12 protein-coding genes are annotated in these 16,938 nt (G+C 42.1%); 8 read left to right on the forward strand and 4 right to left on the reverse strand.

All coding sequences use genetic code 11. The annotated features are described in order from the left end of the window. Positions 1 to 56 precede the first annotated feature (56 nt). The 4 genes from V7K15_RS12700 (at position 57) to V7K15_RS12715 (ending at position 5,576) form a co-directional block, all read left to right on the forward strand. Entirely contained in the window at positions 57 to 521 is a 465-nt protein-coding gene (locus V7K15_RS12700) for a hypothetical protein (RefSeq protein ID WP_334905857.1), read from the forward strand. Positions 522 to 529: 8 nt separating this feature from the next. Further along, positions 530 to 1,024, forward strand: a complete 495-nt coding sequence (locus V7K15_RS12705) for an ASCH domain-containing protein (protein ID WP_334905858.1) — start codon at positions 530 to 532, stop codon at positions 1,022 to 1,024. Positions 1,025 to 1,179: 155 nt separating this feature from the next. Beyond that, positions 1,180 to 3,594: a GH116 family glycosyl hydrolase gene (locus V7K15_RS12710; RefSeq protein WP_334905859.1), complete on the forward strand. Its 2,415-nt coding sequence runs from the start codon at positions 1,180 to 1,182 to the stop codon at positions 3,592 to 3,594. A gap of 1,511 nt (positions 3,595 to 5,105) precedes the next feature. Further along, complete coding sequence (locus tag V7K15_RS12715; protein WP_334905911.1) at positions 5,106 to 5,576, forward strand: HetP family heterocyst commitment protein; 471 nt, start codon at positions 5,106 to 5,108, stop codon at positions 5,574 to 5,576. Between the two features lie 909 nt (positions 5,577 to 6,485). Here V7K15_RS12715 and rpe read toward each other — a convergent pair. After that, on the reverse strand, positions 6,486 to 7,193 hold the full coding sequence (rpe, locus tag V7K15_RS12720; protein WP_334905912.1) for a ribulose-phosphate 3-epimerase: 708 nt from the start codon (positions 7,191 to 7,193) through the stop codon (positions 6,486 to 6,488). A gap of 298 nt (positions 7,194 to 7,491) precedes the next feature. Here rpe and V7K15_RS12725 point away from each other — a divergent pair, with 298 nt between their 5' ends. Continuing rightward, positions 7,492 to 9,087: a S8 family serine peptidase gene (locus V7K15_RS12725; protein ID WP_334905860.1), complete on the forward strand. Its 1,596-nt coding sequence runs from the start codon at positions 7,492 to 7,494 to the stop codon at positions 9,085 to 9,087. Positions 9,088 to 9,507: 420 nt separating this feature from the next. After that, positions 9,508 to 10,836, forward strand: a complete 1,329-nt coding sequence (locus V7K15_RS12730) for a serpin family protein (protein WP_334905861.1) — start codon at positions 9,508 to 9,510, stop codon at positions 10,834 to 10,836. Positions 10,837 to 11,010: 174 nt separating this feature from the next. Here the strand turns inward: V7K15_RS12730 and V7K15_RS12735 are convergent, their stop codons facing one another. Beyond that, a complete protein-coding gene (locus V7K15_RS12735; RefSeq protein WP_334905862.1) occupies positions 11,011 to 12,177 on the reverse strand; it encodes an AI-2E family transporter in 1,167 nt (388 codons plus the stop codon). 165 nt (positions 12,178 to 12,342) lie between these two features. Here V7K15_RS12735 and V7K15_RS12740 point away from each other — a divergent pair, with 165 nt between their 5' ends. Together V7K15_RS12740 and V7K15_RS12745 are read left to right on the forward strand one after the other, a co-directional pair. Then, positions 12,343 to 12,735: a hypothetical protein gene (locus tag V7K15_RS12740; RefSeq protein ID WP_442949670.1), complete on the forward strand. Its 393-nt coding sequence runs from the start codon at positions 12,343 to 12,345 to the stop codon at positions 12,733 to 12,735. 286 nt (positions 12,736 to 13,021) lie between these two features. Beyond that, on the forward strand, positions 13,022 to 14,446 hold the full coding sequence (locus V7K15_RS12745) for an LCP family protein (protein WP_334905863.1): 1,425 nt from the start codon (positions 13,022 to 13,024) through the stop codon (positions 14,444 to 14,446). A gap of 210 nt (positions 14,447 to 14,656) precedes the next feature. Here V7K15_RS12745 and V7K15_RS12750 read toward each other — a convergent pair whose 3' ends face one another. Both V7K15_RS12750 and V7K15_RS12755 read right to left on the reverse strand, forming a co-directional pair. Next, positions 14,657 to 15,721 (reverse strand): anthranilate phosphoribosyltransferase family protein, encoded by a 1,065-nt coding sequence (locus V7K15_RS12750; protein ID WP_334905864.1) that lies wholly within the window; start codon positions 15,719 to 15,721, stop codon positions 14,657 to 14,659. Positions 15,722 to 15,888: 167 nt separating this feature from the next. Beyond that, positions 15,889 to 16,836 carry a LysR family transcriptional regulator gene (locus V7K15_RS12755; RefSeq protein WP_334905865.1) on the reverse strand — a complete coding sequence of 316 codons (948 nt, stop codon included), beginning with the start codon at positions 16,834 to 16,836 and terminating at the stop codon, positions 15,889 to 15,891. Between the last annotated feature and the right edge of the window lie 102 nt (positions 16,837 to 16,938).

Genomic DNA, 16,938 nt, shown 5'->3' on the forward strand with positions numbered 1-16,938 from the left:
TCTGAAATGCTCAACAAAACGTTGTTTTGTGATATCCCTGGCTTTGGCTGAAATGTTTGCTTGGTAAAGCTTCTAAAAAACTTTTTGGTTTACTGGAAATAGCTCTGAAACGCGAGGTAGTTTACTACTGTGCAAAACGTGCAATGCAGGCCCCAGGAAGAATTTTATGGTACGTAAGTAAATCTGGTACTGGAAAAAATAGTTCTTATACTCTAAAAGCTATTCGAGCTTGTTCACGACTTGACGAAATTGTAATTGGGAAACCCAAAGAGTTATATAGACGCTTCAGAAGACTAGGAGTATTTGATTTCAAAGATATTTTAAAAATAGCTGACAATGATCTAAATAAAGATATTATGGCTGTCAAGTTTAGTGATACGGAGTTATTTAAAAACCCAATAATTTTGGAAGATATTAAAAAGATGTTAGGACGCAATATTTCAGTACAATCATCTTCCAAAATAACGACAGAAAACTTTAAAATATTATATAATATAGGAACTTCAAATACTATAGAATAATGAGTTTTATGTCTCCAAATATACTTCTTTTATCCATCCACTACAAGTATGCAAAAATGATATTTGGTGGTGATAAGCAAGTCGAGTTTCGTCGTGTCAGACCTCGCTATTTAAATGAGGGTGATCTGATCCTCGTTTACGCGACATCTCCTGAACAGGCATTAGTTGGAGTGCTTGAAGTCGAAAAAGTCGTCGAAATGCCGCCGAAGAAACTTTGGAAAATTGTTAAAGATAAAGCCGGAATTAGCTATGAATGCTTTCAAAAATACTACGAAAACTCCCAAACTGGTTTTGCTATTTTCTTTAGAAAACCATTCAGTTTTGATTCTCCAATTAAGCTTGAACAGTTAAGAGAAGAATGGTCAGATTTTCGACCGCCACAATGTTATCATTACTTAAAAGACAGAGAAATAAATCTTGTTCAATCTATAGCAAAATGTGATATTTTAAACAGATCAGAAAAACTTAAAGTTTATCAAACTGAATTATTACCTCAAAGCTAAATATTTGTATAATATTGATATTTTAATCACTAATTTGATTTGATGTTATATATATTTTCCACCTCCTGGGCTGCTAGTTACAAACAAACGACTTGAGAAAAATCACACATCGCGCTAGTCTTCATTGACATAACTGCACGCTGTAACATTAGGCGATGACAAATCAACTCTCCTCAAAAATTCCCTCTTGCACTTGGAGCCGTCCCATCGGTTTAGGCTGGGACAAACCTTATACCGTCCGCTACGCTAGCAATATCGATGATGGCCCTTGGCATGGTATGCCTTTAGGCGGCTTTGGTGCAGGTTGCATCGGTCGTTCTTCACGGGGAGATTTTAACCTGTGGCACATCGACGGTGGTGAGCATACTTTCAAAAACGTTCCCACCTGTCAATTCAGTGTGTTTGAGTCCAATGGTGCATCTTCTCAAGCCTACGCTTTATCTACGCAGGCGCCTGACGATCGCACTCTCAAAGCTTGGCAATGGTATCCAACACTTTCCGGCACAAAAGAGACAGGCAATTATCACGCGCTCTACCCACGTAGCTGGTTTGTGTATGAAAATATATTTCAAGCACAGTTGACTTGTGAGCAGTTTTCACCAATCTGGGCAGGTAATTACCAAGAAACTAGCTACCCTGTGGCGATATTCCTCTGGAATGCTCATAACTCCACAGATGCACCTATTACTCTGGGCATCATGCTTACTTGGCAAAATCTGGTGGGCTGGTTTACAAACTCCCTCAAATCTCCCCAAGTGCAAGTACGCGATGATGGTAGTCCGGTTTACGAATACCAACCGCGCTGGGGCGAAAGTCAAGGAAACTATAACCAAATAGTTGAAAATACACAACAGTTTGGCTGTGTTTTAGGTCGGATTGGTAATGATCAACTTTTACAAGAAGGTGACGGAAGTTGGTGTATTGCCACGCTGAAGCATCCCCAAGTAGAAATATTTCATCACAGTCGATGGAATCCTGAAGGAACTGGTGAGGAGGTATGGCAAACTTTTGCTAAAGATGGTTCTTTGCCTAATTATCTCGATCCGACTCCAGCAACAGAGAATACACAATTAGGGGCTGCAATCGCACTTCGTTTCACTCTCCAACCAGGGGAAACTCTCGAAATCCCCTTTGTCCTCGCTTGGGATTTGCCGATCACAGAATTTGCGGCTGGAGTTAACTATTACCGCAGATATACAGACTTTTTTGGTAAAAGTGGTAACAATGCTTGGGCGATCGCATCCACTGCACTACAAGAATACCAAAGTTGGCGATCGCAAATTAAAAGTTGGCAAAAACCCATTCTCGACCGCGAAGATTTACCCAACTGGTTTAAGATGGCTCTATTTAATGAGCTTTACGACCTCACCAGTGGCGGTACTCTCTGGAGCGCTGCATCGGAACTTGACCCCATCGGTCAGTTTGCGGTGCTGGAGTGCTTAGATTATCGTTGGTATGAAAGTTTAGATGTGCGGCTGTATGGTTCTTTTGCCCTGCTGATGCTATTTCCAGAATTAGAAAAGTCAGTGATGCGGGCATTTGCACGGGCAATTCCTCAAGGTGATGATACTCCCCGAATCATTGGCTATTACATGACAATTAAGGCAGAAAGCCCGATTGCTGTTCGTAAAGTCGCAGGTGCAACACCCCACGATTTAGGCGCACCGAATGAACACGTTTGGGAGAAAACCAACTACACCAGTTATCAAGACTGCAATTTGTGGAAAGATTTAAGTAGTGATTTTGTCTTGCAAGTATACCGTGATTTTCTGCTTACGGGTGCTGATGATCTGGAATTCTTGGGAGATTGCTGGCCTGCGATCGTTCAAACTCTCGACTACCTGAAAACTTTTGACCTTGATGGCGATGGGATTCCCGAAAATTCCGGCGCACCCGATCAAACTTTTGATGATTGGCGGTTGCAGGGAGTCAGTGCCTATTGTGGTGGGTTGTGGTTAGCGGCGCTGGAGGCTGCGATCGCAATCAGTAATGTTTTGTTAACGAACCGCAGAGGCGCAGAGAACACAGAGGAGTTAAGGGTGCAAAAATCCATCTATGAAGCTTGGTTGGAACAATCTCGCCCCATCTATGACGAAAAACTCTGGAATGGGCAATATTACAAACTTGATAGTGAAAGTGGTTCTGATGTGGTAATGGCAGATCAACTGTGCGGACAGTTTTATGCGCGTCTACTGGACTTACCTGATATTGTACCGAGCGATCGCGCTCTATCTGCGCTGAAAACTGTTTATGATGCTTGCTTTTTGAAATTCTGCAATGGTGAGTTTGGTGCTGCTAATGGTGTTCGTCCTGACGGTTCACCGGAAAACCCTAAAGCTACTCATCCCCTGGAAGTCTGGACGGGGATAAACTTTGGACTGGCGGCTTTTCTTGTGCAGATGGGAATGAAGGATGAAGCGTTTAGGTTAACGCAAGCTGTGGTGCAGCAAATTTATGACAATGGTCTGCAATTTCGCACACCTGAAGCTATCACCGCAGCTGGTACTTTCCGCGCTAGCACTTACTTACGGGCAATGGCGATCTGGGGAATTTACTTAGTTATTAATTGATTGGCTATCAAAGCGGTTCTCGTTTTGATGCAACACACGTAGGGGTAATTGTGTACCTAATACGGTTCGGATAAGATCCCCCCGCCTGCGGCGACCCCCTTAAAAAGGGGGTAAAAGAGGGTTATAAGCAAGCCTTTTTAAGGGGGGATCTTCAAAATATTAAGATGCTAACCAAACCGTATTGCAGCTACCCCTACGAACGGCGTATTCCACGTATAATTGCCAAATTTAGTCCATCTTCATCTGAGAAAGCAGAGTCTAGATTTGTGATTTTATTTTCCGAGTGTTTCCGGAAGCAAAGGAAAATTTCAGTAATGGTAAGAGTTGAAGGATTGAGAATTTAAGACTACTCTTTCAAAAAATGCAAATATTACTAGCTTTAGCCATAAATCTTGCTAATATTTCCCAAAATCTTCTGTACTTAGTTTGCCAGCGTCGAGTGCAATTACTTGTGTTTAACACAACTATTAGACCAAAAGTATAAATCTGTTAGATATTAATATACATACAAATTATTGCTGAATCAACTTAGCAATATATTTGTTAATTAGGTTTCTCCCTATTGGTGAATTATCTAAAATTCTACAGGTTTATCCTGCTACATCTTTTTTATTGAAAGCATCTTGTTACGGCTGTTTTGTTTCACTCCTTTGATGATAATTAAAACTATATATATTATTACCAACCACTAATTTTAGTTTAAAACTAGGCTATCTGTGATTTCTAGATGATGCTCATGAAACATTCATGAGCAGTTTACAGCGATTTCATTTAGGTAAGCTAAAGCTGTAGTCTTTGTAAATCAATAGATCCAAGGCTAATAAATAACATTCTCTAATGAAAAATATTTTTAATACCTTTGGCTGCTCACCTTTTTTTAAGTCTCTATATATTAATATTTTTAGAAGTTGTTTTACCTCATGGTTAATGGTAATATTTTCTAGTGACTCGACAATAATAAAGCGTCTAAATTGATATCGGGTGAGGGGTCTTACCCCTCATGAATTAGCAAAGGGGGACAAAATTAAAAGTTGCACAATCCGCAACTATCTCTCGAAATACATTCAGTAAATTTAACTTATAAATCTGCTAATTTAGTAGATGACATTGGCAACAAAAAATAGTATAAATACGAATAGCGTTGTTAACACTCAAAGACAAATAAATTTTCTCTCCTATCCAAAAAAAATATGCAAAATTCCCGGAAAATGCTTAATTCAACAGTAGTAAGAAATACAAGCAGGTGAACAGATAAAATTTATTTAATTAGGAGTTTAAAAAGTTTAAGAGGACAAAATTGTATCTACCAAGAGCCATGCCAGACTTTTGTCCTACCAGTTAGATGACAAGACAAAAGGTAAAAACTTACCTTTCACTCCCATTGATGATATTTTCCCACAAGCGATTGAACATCTGCAAAAAGGCTAGTGCAGTTTGTAAATATCAATTGAAATACCAACAATCCCATAAACTGAATTAGTTTACTTCATCCCAGATAACTAAAAACTATGATGAATCAAGACATTGCTGGCATTACTAGTAACTTAGATAAGACAGTGAAGGCTCAACAATTTGACAAAGTAGTTGAAGCAATTCTTGCTGGAAAATATTCCTGGGCATGTGTTTTAATGCTGCGATTTGCTGGGTATAATCCTCTGCATTACATTCCATATCGCACCTACAATCGAGTACTAAAAGAAAACTCTAATACCAGTAGGACAAATCAACAGCAAAGTGAAAATCTAAAAATGCTGAAACAGGCTAATGATTCAATATCTGATAGTAATGTATCATCAAACTGCTTAAGCAAAATCAAAGACTTAGCTTATCGGGAAGTAGTTGGTAAGCAAAAAACAGAAATTCGTGGTGGTAATTTAGATCAGAGATTGGCACAGCAAGTTAACGATCATCAATCAATGAAATCGCAATTAAAACCAGAAAACACTCAAGAGATTTCCTTGAAACGCTGTGGATTCAATTAAAACCTATTTGGAATCAATAGATTCTGCCCTAGAGTTGATTGAGTGTCTGAGAGCCTGCTATGCTAATTTAAAATTTCGAGCATGGCAGGTTTTCTATAGCAGTGATTAATTTGATATTATTTTAATAAATCTGCCAAAATGGCAAATATATACTGAGAAGATTGGTAAACTAATAACAACTACAACTTCAACCAAAATAGAGGTGATTGGCAAGCAAGTTAATTTTAAAAAATAAAATCAATGATTAGTTCTGACTATGAAATAAATCAAACTGATTACAAAAGTAGTCAGCATTGCAGGGAGTAAATAACTCCTACACCAAGACCGATGACTCAACCGTTGCTACTGGTGGTTCTATTTTCGAGGAAGTCTAAGCAAAGAGAACTTGGAGCGGTAGCTTCTCCCAATCCAAATTTTACACAGCTTTCATCGACTGCAGACGGTGCGAGTAATGCTTATAAAACTTTCTAGACTGTGGTTGGTGTTGCTTTAGTTAATAAAGCAAACGCTTAACACCAACACCAGGAACGGAAATAGAAAGTTTCGGTGAAATTGTTGTCGTGGCTGGTAGAACTAGTAGATCATACGCTTCTCTTTCGACTATTGTAATCCTAGTCCTCCCAACCTGGATTATCTCTAGTTTCTCAACTTTGAATTTATATAGCAACTACTGGAAGTTCAAAACTTGAATAGCTTCCAGTTTTTTTATGTGTAAGAAATAAGAATTAAATAACATACAATTTATGTCCCTGGTTTACCTCACCCTCAATCCCTCTCCGATATATTGGAGAGGGAAGCTAGATACAGGATGAAGTTTTGCATTTTATTTAATCCATGTTCCTAAATAAAAGTAGGGTGAGCAATTTGCCCACCCTACTTTTTGTAGAGTACAGTTAATCTAAAAATGAATTAAACTTTGGCTAATTCTGGGGTAGGACGCTTGCTACTGCGAATTGCTGCGATCGCCTCAGCATAATCTTTAGCGTTAAATACAGCAGAACCCGCGACAACTGCATTAGCTCCCGCTTCCAAAACTTGCCAGGTATTATTTGCCTTCAATCCTCCATCCACTTCAATCCAAGGGTCAAGACCGCGTTCATCACACATTTGACGCAGTTTGCGGATTTTAGGTAATACACCAGGGATAAAACTTTGACCACCAAAACCAGGGTTGACGCTCATAATCAGTACTAAATCGCACAAATCTAGAACGTATTCAATTAGCTCTAGAGGGCTACCAGGATTAAGTACAACTCCAGCTTTCTTACCAAGTTCTTTAATTTGTCCCAAGGTGCGGTGCAGGTGTGGGGAAGCATTATGCTCGCAGTGTACCGAGATATGATCGGCGCCCGCCTTAGCAAATCCCTCTACATACTTTTCTGGCTCCACAATCATCAAGTGGACATCTATTGGCTTGGTCGTAATCGGACGAATCGCCTCCACAACCAGAGGTCCTATCGTAATATTGGGTACAAAACGACCGTCCATTACATCAACATGAATCCAATCTGCTCCAGCCGCATCTATGGCGCGAATTTCGTCACCCAGACGACTAAAATCGGCTGATAGGATAGATGGAGCAATTACAATGTGCTTTTGAGATAGGTTTTGGGTCATGGCTAGTGGGTTTTTAAGCGTCCTCATCTGTACGCATTGTAACAAAACATTGAGCAAGACTCATAATTTTGATCTTGGCTTTTTTGGAGGGATGGGGAGTGGGAAGTGGGCTTGCCGTGAGCGTAGCCGAATGGGAGTGGGGGAGATGAGGGAGAATAATAAATAACTCTTGACCAATGACCAATGACAAATGACCAATGACAAATGACAAATGACAAATATTTCTCTACGAGACGCTACGCGAACGGCTTCTCTACGAGACGCTACGCGAACGCTCAGTACAAGTGACCAATGACTAATGACTAAAAAACTAACCTGGATAATTTGGGGATTAGGTGCTTTCTGTCTGAGTGCGCCGGTAATTGCTTCAGCTTTAGAATCTATCCTGGGAACTAACGGCATTGATGCTCTAAAGCTACACCAAGCTCCTTATAATTTAATCGGTCGTAAGATTGCTATTGGTCAAGTGGAAGTCGGCCGACCGGGAATGTTTGGGTGGGATAAGGCGGCGTCTAAAAATCGTGCTGTATCTTTAGCGGGGGTCTTCTTACGCAATGGACCAGCTAAATCAAATAGCGGTGTTGACTCCCACGCCTACAATGTCGCTGGTGTGATGGTAAGTCAAGACAAAGCTTTGCCGGGAGTTGCTCCGGGAGCGCGACTGTATTCGTCTGCGGTAGGTTCTACTAAAAACATGGGTCAGTCGGAAGAGTGCTTATCAGCCCAGCATATAGCGCTACAAAATGGTGGTGATGTGCGTGCCATTAACTTTAGCTTTGGTGAACCTCTGAGCCGCGATCCTCGGCCGGAGGCTACTTTAGACGGCAATGCTTTGCTAACTTTATGTGTTGACTGGTCTAGTCACGTTCATGATGTTTTGTATGCGATCGCAGGCAACCAGGGTAAGGGGGGTATTCCCATTCCTACAGATAATTTTAACGGAGTGAACGTGGCTTTTTCATCCCGCCGAGGAGGAGTTTTTAATAAAGTAGACGTGGCTAATCTGGCGGGTGCTAACCAAGGTGTGAGTGGAAGGCTAGCTGGAAGGGAATTTGATCTTGGTGGGCGAGGCGCTATCAGTTTAGTTGCTCCTGGCAATAACATTCCTTTGCTCAATCCCGATGGCAAAGTGAACAAGGTTACAGGGACAAGTTTTGCAGCGCCTCAAATTACGGCTACTGTTGCTCTGTTGCAGGAATTTGGTGACAGACAGGTGCGGACAAAACAACCCCATTGGAGCATCGATTCTCGACATCATCAAGTCATGAAAGCTGTATTGCTGAATTCAGCAGACAAAATCCAAGATAGCGGTGATGGCTTACGGTTGGGAATGACTCGGACGCTAATTGATAAACAAAATCAAAACTGGCTAGATTCTGATGCTTATAAAGATCCGAAGATTCCCTTGGATGCCCAAATGGGAGCGGGTCATTTAAACGCATTTCGCGCTTATCAGCAATTTAGTGCTGGTGAATGGCCGCCATCAGCTGCGGTGCCGGCTATTGGTTGGGATTATCGCACAGTCGATGTTGGAGCATCTGTTGACTATATTTTAGCAAAACCGTTAAAGCAGGGGAGTTTTGTTGCTGTGACGCTGAGTTGGGATCGATTGGTGGAACTCAACGATCGCAATAAAAACCAGCAATATGACGTGGGCGAAAATTTTCGCGATCGCGGTTTGAATAATCTCGACCTATATTTAGTAAAAGCAAATACTCAAAATTCAGATCCTGATGTCGTTTGCTCCTCAATCAGCCAAATCGATAGTGTAGAACATATTTTCTGCCCTGTTGCTGCTACTGGCAATTACAAAATCCGCGTCCAGTTTCGTCAAAAGCTCAATGAAGCGACTCAACCCTATAGTTTAGCTTGGTGGAGTGTGCCTATCAATTGAAATCGGGACGCACAGCCGTGCGTCCCTACGAAAGTTCTGTATTTGTGAACTTCCCACGCTCATTTGAGTGAGACGTGGGATGAATTGCTATTTCAGCTAAGAAACGTTATTTTGATTTTCTCTATAAGAACCCCAGAACAGTGGTTATTTTGTGATTAGGTAGCTTACAATACGTTTATTCCTAAATAGGAAAATTCCTAAAAATCAAAATTCTTTATAACTCGTCTGCATCGCCGCCTGAATAAGGAATTTGCAACTATAACAAGTTGTGTTTAATTCTTCTGACCTACTAACTTGCTGTTACAGTTTCTGTAACAGTCCCATTTTTCTATTGGAGCAAATGCAATAGTTAATCATTGACACACTATCTGCGTCAACCCTAAGCACAGCTCGGGAATCTTTGGCAAGTGAGGTAAGAGAATGAATAGGCAGAAATTGAGTGATGCGAAAGAAAATTTCCTGCAAAGGCGTTACGGTGTTAGTCTGGGCAGACGTTATGCTCTGGCAGCTGCAAGTGTTGTTCTATTCGGTGTATTAGGGTGTTCTCAAGTCGATAGTAATAAAAGTGCCCTTGCCCAATCTAGTTTACCTCAGCCAGAAACTCCATTGCAAAAAAAAACACTCAAGACTGATCCAAAAATCGTTGAGTCTAGCAATAAGTTTGGCTTCAAACTATTTTCAGAAGTTCGGAAAAATGATCCGAGTCAGAAGAATATTTTTATCTCACCTATGAGTGTCGCTCTGGCTCTGGCTATGACTTACAACGGTGCTAGCGGCTCGACTCAACAAGCGATCGCAAAAACCCTGGAATTACAGGGGATGAATCTACCAGAAATCAACTCCTCTTACGCGGCGGCATTAAAGCAGCTTTTAGACAATCCAGATGCAAAAGTGCAACTAAATATCGCTAACTCACTTTGGGCAAATCAAGATTTTAGATTTGCGCCAGACTTCCTCCAGAGAACACAGGATTTCTATCAAGCCAAAGTTAGCAATTTAAACTTTAAAGATGCCGCCGCACCTAGTATTATCAACAACTGGGTAAAAGAAAATACTAACGGCAAAATCGATAAGATAGTTGAAACCATCAAACCAGACGATGTGTTATTTCTGATTAATGCCATATATTTTAAAGGAAAATGGAGCAAAGAATTTGATAAAAATCAAACTGCTCAATATCCTTTTTACAGCACATCTGGCAAGCAAAAACAACACCCGATGATGTCACAAACTGGTGACTATAGATACTATGAAAGCAAACAATTTCAGGCAGTTAGTTTACCTTACGGCAAAGATGGTAAATTCAGTTTTTATATTTTCCTGCCCAAACAGAACTCTAACCTCAAAGCCTTCTATCAAAACTTGAATGTTCAAAACTGGGAAAAATGGATGACTCAGTTCAACAAACAAAAAGGCTTTATTCGCTTACCCCGCTTTAAAACAGAGTATGATATTACACTCAATGATGCCTTAAAAAGTTTAGGCATGGAAGAGGCTTTCAGCAACAAAGCCAATTTTTCCGGCATGGGTAAAAATTTTGCCATTAGCCAAGTTAAGCATAAAACTTTTGTGGAAGTGAATGAAGAAGGCACGGAAGCGGCTGCGGCTACTTCAGTGGGAATAGTAGCAACAGCTTTTAGAGAAGAACCAGAACCATTCCGAATGATTGTTGATCGTCCCTTCTTCTCTGCGATTAGGGATAATCAAACGGGAAGCGTTTTATTTATGGGTTCGATCATTGAGCCATAGAAAAAAATTCAAAATTTCTTTATTTTGAATTTTGAATTTTGTTAGCGCAGCGTTAGCGAGTCTGCGTTCGCTTTTAGCGTCTGTCTTTGCTACGCAACGCTACCGCGAACGACACGCTGCGCGTAGCTTGTCCTCCGCCAGGAGTACGTAGAGAGCGTCATTTTGAATTGAATTCTAGGGTAATGTCGCTTCAGAAATACTCAATGTGTTCTTAGCGTCAGCTTTTGGTAACTCGTTTGCGGCAACGGGTGCAGTTATCTCCGCAGTGGTGCTGTCGTTTGTCTGGCTACCAGGACGCAAGGCACTTAAAGCAGTCTTAATCACAACAGCTGTGGGTACTGCCACAATTACACCCAACAGTCCGCCAATTCTTGCCCCTGTCAAGACTGATATTAAAATCCAAACTGGATTTAAACCGGTAAAACTGCCTAAAATTCGGGGGGCAATTAAGTTTTCGAGAATTTGCTGGACAATTACTGCTGCTATCAAGACTCTCACACCCATTGAGAAATCTTGCAAGGCTACCAATAGTGTAGTCAGGGCAATACCTACAGAACCACCAAAGGGGACGAGAGCCATCAGTCCAATAGTCAGCCCGAAAAGTAGACCAAATGGCACTTTCAGCCACAAAAAGGTAGGAATGAGGGCTGAGGCCATACAGGTAGATAAAATCAGTTGGGTGATGAAGAAATTTTGGAAGCTGAGGCGGACTGTTTTGGAAAAAGGATCGCGAAATTTATCAGGTAGCCATTCTACTAAACTTTGCCAGAGTTCACCCCCATGCTGTAAGAGATAGAAAGTCAAAACCATCGTCAAGAGAATATCTAGCAGACTAGTGACTGTAACTACCGCCAGATTTAAAACTTGTCCAGCGATCGCTTGCAATTGTCCCTTGACGCGATCGTTGATTTGCACTACCAGAGCATCAAGGTTAATCGGTAAGCCGAAAGTCTCAGCTTTTTCGTTTAATATCATTAACTGAGAGCGTCCAGAGTCGATCAATTCTGGCAAACGAGCCACCAATTGTTGAGCTTGGGTAAGTGCTAGGGGAATAAGTGTAACACCCAACGCCAATAAAATCGATAAAGCCAAGAGAAATACTAGGATAGAAACTTGCTCTCGCCTAGCACCATGATGCTCCATCCAACTCACGGGGTAGTTGAGCAGAAATGCTAGTACTGAGGCTGCGACTAAAATGACTATGAGAGAATGGAAATAATTAAAAAATACCGAAAGTGTCCAACCATTGAGAACTAGTAGCGGAACGAATAACGCGATCGCCCCGATTCGCGCTATTGGTGTAAATGTTTGCCACCAGTCGAGTAGCTTGCGTGTCTGCATTTTGAACTGATTGCGGATAGAACTAAATGAAATCTTTCTTTACAGCTTATTATCTCTAACTATATGAGTCTCATTCATCCTTCTAGTTTAGGAGTTAGACTAATCCCAATGGAGAATTTTGAACCGAAAGAGAACGGAGAGTGGGCTTGCCGTGAGCGTAGCCGAATGGGAGTGGAGAGTGGCGAGCAAGGGGAGAATAATAATGCCCCATGCCCCATGCCCAAAACACAATTGCTTTTATATTTGATTCCGATCATCGGCTTTTTTCCGTCCTTGTGGACTCTCTATCAAGGCCAGGGTAGTCGGGAACAACTTGCGATTAGTCGTCTGTCTATTACTTTGGCACTTATTTGGCTGTTGGGATATCTATTATTAGCTAGCGGAGCAGCAACTTCAGATTTTTTGACGCTACGTCTATTTATCCTCAATAGCTTTCTCACATCGGGTTACTTTTTAGTGAGTGTCTGGTTGATTTTGCGGCTGATGCAGGGCAAATCTGGGCGTTTACCAGGCTTTAGTACTTTAGCAGAACGAGTGCTTGGCAAGTATTTATCTTAATTGTTTCGGGTGATGATTTGCCAGTATTTTTACTTATTTCGTGAAAATTACGGTTGATTTATCCATAATATCTAGTCAAATCCAGTTTATTATTGCCATACTTCAGTAAAACATCTCCAGGTTGCCCCAAAAGAATGATAAATGCTGCTATAAGTGTTGTGGTTGACACGAGATTAAAAAAGTTAGCAGTGATAATTAAGAGTTAGCTATTATGAATTGATTTGTCAGCATATTTTTAGTCTGCAAATTTACCGAATTTGATTAGTGAGTAAGTGTGAGGAAGTCTGTGACCATTCAAAGAAGTTCGGCGGAAGAAAACCAGTCGGGAAAAGCCTCAAAGCCCAGTGACAAAATTTCCCAGAGCTCGAAATCAGGACGTTGGCTATGGTTTTGGGTAGGTATGAGTGGTATTGCAATGGTGTCAGCAACTGCGGGGGCGCTTTTGGCGGTGTCTTTGACTAGTACGCCTTTGCAACAAGCCCAGCTAAGTCCAAAGGATGAGGCGGTGTTTGATGGCGATCGCATCTCTGGAGGTGTGTTACGATTTTCAGAATTAACTCGCCCGGTGAATCTCTTAGTTATGGGGATGAGCGTACTTCCGCCGGATATCCAAAACCCTCCCCCAGAAACGAAAAACCTCAGATACCAGCCCCAGGTAAACTCCTTTGATGGTCTTTCGGATGTGATGCTCTTGCTCAAATTTGATCCAGAGACGAAAAAAATAATTATGCTCTCTATTCCCAGAGATACTCGCACAGAAATAGAGGGGTATGGGGTAAAAAAAATTAATGCTGCCAATGTTGACGGTGGACCAGCTTTGACTGCTAGAACCGTCAGTAATCTCTTGGGTGGGGCGGGAATTGATCGTTATGTCCGAATTAACGTTCTGGGAGTTGCCAAGCTGATCGATGTTTTGGGTGGCGTCACAGTCTACGTCCCCAAAAATATGAAGTACCAAGATGATTCTCAGCATTTGTACATCAATTTAAAGGCGGGTAAGCAGCATCTCAACGGCGATCAGACACTGCAATTGCTGCGTTTTCGCCATGACGAACTCGGTGATATTGGTCGGATTCAGCGCCAGCAAATGGTGATGCGGGCTTTGATGGATCAAACACTCAACCCAGCTACTGTTGCTCAATTACCTAAAGTTCTGGATGTAGTCAAAGACCACATCGATACCAATTTGACGGTTGAGGAGTTAGTGGCGCTAATGGGTTTTGGGGTGCGGACAAATCGCTCTAATATGCAAATGTTAATGCTCCCAGGTCGCTTTAGCGAGAAAGGTGAGTTTGATGCTAGCTATTGGTTGCCCAACAAAAATGGGATTGCGAAACTGATGGCTCAACATTTTGGTTTAGAGTCAGAACAGGAACAGCTGGCGACTACGGCTGACCTAGGCTCTTTGCGTGTAGCAATTCAAGATAGTACAGGTGGCGATCGCTCTAACCTGCGACCATTAATTAGAGCCTTGGAAAAATCTGGATATCGCAACATCTATGTCGCCAAAGCATGGGGTGAACCTCTAGAGGTAACTCACATTGTCGCCCAGCAAGGAGATGGTGACACTGCCGAATCAATTCGCAACACTTTGGGATTTGGAGAAGTGCGTGTGGAAAGTACTGGCAACCTTGCCTCGGATATCAGTATCCAAGTGGGTCAGGATTGGTTACAACAAAAATCTATTTTGGAGAAGTCGGGGACGAAATAATTCGTAATTCGTAATTCGTAATTCGTAATGACGCTCTCTACGTACTCCTGGCGGAGGACAAGCTACGCGCAGCGTGTCGTTCGCGGTAGCGTTGCGTAGCAAAGACAGACGCTAAAAGCGTAGCTTGCAACTCTTACAGAGTACGCGGACTCGCTAACGTAATTCGTAATTAATTACGAATTGTGTTGACACTCTGAAGTACTGAACTGTTTATACTGGTACAAATGCTGCTGACACTAACTGTCTGAGTTGTTGGAGTTTAGCTGCTACCACACCATTGGTTAATAATTCTTCTGCTTTCGCTAAACCCTCTGGCATATCTGGAGAAATACCACTCCGCCATAGGTAAAATCCGCCATTCCACAAGGCTGTTTGCATTAGTTCACCTGGTTTACCTGCTAAAACCTGCTGAATATCTGCCACCAGCTCTTCAGTAGTTCCAAGGGGTACGTTCTTGGTAGTAAAGCCGTAATCACGCGGTACGAGGTGCAATCGTTCTACCTCTTGGGATGCTACGGCTGAAGATAAGCTGATGATTGCAGTGCGATCGCGCGGTAAGTCGCAACTACCTTCCAATCCTTTGACTAATGTAAATTTTGTTACTCCCCGCAGCCCCAGAGCTATCTGAAACATCCCTTCTGTCGGCGGATGAACAAACCCAGCAATTACGTGAGCATCCCCAGCATAAGGACACCAAATTAGCTCCATTGTCGCCAAGGGCGGACGTTTGCCGAGTTGGTCGCGGTACTCCCAAATACTTGTAGTTAAGGGAAAATGCTGAGGTAGATAAATAAAGCCGATTCCCGTTTGCTCAAATACTTGCTGGGTTTTTGCTAGTGGTAGGGTAGTCCAATCGACTCCTAAACCCTGCCAAATATCTATTAGGGGTAAGCCGTACTTAGTTGGTAAGCGATCGCCACCGTGCATTATTACTGGTTGTCCAGCTGCGGCGAGTAGTAAAGCTGTTACCGGACTGATTGGTGCTGTGCGTGTTCTACCATCATAGGGGATGCCAAGAGCGATCGCAGGTCGTGCAGAGACGATTGGTTGCAGTTTTGGCCCCAGTTCCTCATAAGCATCCAACATTCCCGCTAACTCTTCCCCCGTAGGACGCTTGATTCGATGAGCAATCAAAAACGCTCCGATTTGGGCTGGTGTAGCTTCACCCAGCAGCATCATTTTAGTAGCGGTGGCTGCTTGGACGCGAGTTAAATTCTCGGCTGTATGCTTTCCGCTACCTACTTTTTGGAGTAATTCCCGAAATACATTGCTCATTTGTCCATTGTCCTTTGTCCTTTAGACATCTCGAGAAATTAAATATGCGTTATCCAGAACTCTTGTAGAGACGTAGCACTGCTACGTCTCTACATTCATTTTCACTCCTATGTTTTTTGTAAATAACCGAGAATGACCAATGACTAATGACTAATGACTAATGACACTTAAGAAGCCGATCGCTGCTGATCAATTTGTAATGGGATATTTTCGCGCACGATTTGCCAAAAGTGCTTAATGGGGGGAATTTGCAGACGGTCTTGAGTTGTTACCATAACTACCCGACGAGTCAAACTGGAACCATCTGCTAAACCACTATTACTATTGCTGGCTAGGGAGCGAATCGCCAGGGTAGAATCAAGACGAGCTTCTACTAATGCTGATTGAGGTAGCAAAGCTATCAGTTGTCCTTGACGCACGACACCCCGGAAGGCATCTAGGGTATTTACCTCTAAAGCCGCCTGGAGTTTAGCTTCCATTCGCTCAAATCTATCTTGTATTAAGCGCTGCATCCCATAACCATCTTTAAAAACCACTTGAGGATAACGAATTACCTGCAACCAAGGGACACATTCATATTGGGCTAGGGGATGATTGGCTGCGGTTAGAATTTCTATCGGTTCATCATAAAGTACTTCTACCACCATTTCTCTACCAGTGGTTAAAAAGCGATTATTCATCACAATTGCTAAATCCACCAATCCATCTTTGAGGACTTTCAGGGCGCGATCGCTTCCCAATGAAGTCACCCGCAATTGCACCTCTGGATAATCATGACAAAATTTTTGCAACACTGGTGGTAAGTAAGATCCACATACGGAGTGAATCGCAGCAATACAAAGTTCTGGTTGCTTTCCGGCGATTAAATCAGCTAATTCTTCTGTAGCTGTCTGCCATTCTTGGCAAATTTTGCGGACACGGGGGAGTAAAGATTCACCTCCTAGTGTCAATTTTCCATGACTAGTTCTGTGAAACAGTTCTACACCCAAATCTGCTTCTAATGCCTGGATTTGGCGACTAATTGTTGATTGGGTAACACCACATTTTCGCGCTGCTTGTTGAAAGCTGCCGGTTTGGGCGATCGCTAGAAAGGCTCGCAACTGCTCTAGGCGCATTTTTATGTAGCCTGAATTACATTTATCGGTTTTATTAAGTTAACGGTTTTTTGATCGCAATTTGGTAGGGTTTGTTACAGCTATTCTACTAAAACTTAAATT

It is taken from the genome of Nostoc sp., assembly GCF_036919815.1.
GTDB lineage: Bacteria > Cyanobacteriota > Cyanobacteriia > Cyanobacteriales > Nostocaceae > Nostoc.